General features: G+C 47.1%; 1 protein-coding gene. It reads left to right on the top strand.

All coding sequences use genetic code 11. From position 1 onward, the window contains the following. Positions 1 to 171: 171 nt before the first annotated feature. Entirely contained in the window at positions 172 to 801 is a 630-nt protein-coding gene (tmk, locus tag BOW53_RS12610) for a dTMP kinase (RefSeq protein WP_078488321.1), read from the top strand. The last annotated feature ends 482 nt before the right edge of the window (positions 802 to 1,283 follow it).

The following is a 1,283-nucleotide window of genomic DNA, read 5'->3' as shown; positions in this document are numbered from 1 at the left end:
GTTGTAGCTCATAAGTGCTTCGTCTCTTGGTCGGGAGAAGCGCCGACTCTACCAGCTGGCCCTTCAACTACCAATTGCACTTATTATCCGAAACCGCCTGATATTATTTTCGGTTAGTCTGCAATGTAAACCGATGGGTTGATAGTGCCCTAAAAAAGGACGGTAATAGATATGAAAAAAGGTCACATGATTGTCTGTGATGGTAGTAATGGAGCAGGCAAAAGCACGATTATCCAGGCAATTGAAGAGCACCTTAAATCTGGTCACCGTGAGGTAGTTGTTACACGGGAGCCAGGCGGCACCCCTATCGGGGAGAAACTCCGCGAGATTGTACTTAGTCCTGATACCCCTGAAATGTGCGACACAACTGAACTCATGTTGTTTGCTGCTGCTCGCGCACAGCACGTTAAGGAAAAAATAGTGCCTGCTATCCAAGAAGGAAAGATTGTACTTTCCGACCGATTTGATTCGGCCACCGTCAGTTTTCAGCACTATGCAAGAGGGCTGCCTTTAAGCCTCATTAAACAATTGAACGAGATGGCCTTGGATGGTTTTCGCGCTGATATGACGATCATTCTTGACTTAGACCCAGTGACAGGTCTTGAACGCGTTAATTCACGCGGAGAAGGGTTGGATCGGATGGAAACGCAGAAAATGGATTTTTTGCATAAGGCCCGTGACGGCTACCTGGAGCAGGCAAAAAATGACCCCGAGCACTTTGTCGTGATAGACGCCTCACAGTCGCTTGAGCGAGTCATATCCGATGTTCTATCGGTTATCGATGAAGTGGTTGCTGAGTAAGCCAGGGAGTATTCAGTGCCTTATCGTACAGCCCATGCAGATGTGGAAAGTGTGGTATCAGCAGATGGTAGGACTATCCCCTGCAACTATTTAGATCATTCGCGATTTGCGCATGGCTGTGATTTTAGTGCTGGACTTCACTACCTATTCGTTAGCTTCGTGCCTGATCGAACGTACTCTAAGGGGTATTGAACTCAGAAAGGCCGTCAATCTTCTGTTCGACTACGCGATGCTATACGATAGAGAAAAACCCCAAAGAACTACATCTGACCAGTCTCTTGCAACTCAGTGCAGAGGTTTTTTATGGGTTCGACCTTTTCTTGAAGCAAGCGAAAGCGCCGAAAGGTGCTGCAACCAGGCTAAAGAGCGCGTTACAAGCCGTCGCTGTTGATTTGCAGTTAAAACTGACCCAGGTTTTGCATCTAATATTGACCCGCCTAGATAGCCGGATTATGGCCTGAGATTACTTTCTTTTTCCAGTT

Origin of the sequence: Solemya velesiana gill symbiont (genome assembly GCF_002020805.1) — a bacterium.
GTDB lineage: Bacteria > Pseudomonadota > Gammaproteobacteria > Chromatiales > Chromatiaceae > Sedimenticola_A.
The sequence above is the reverse complement of the archived record's forward strand: the minus strand, read 5'-3'. Positions and strand labels throughout refer to the sequence as shown.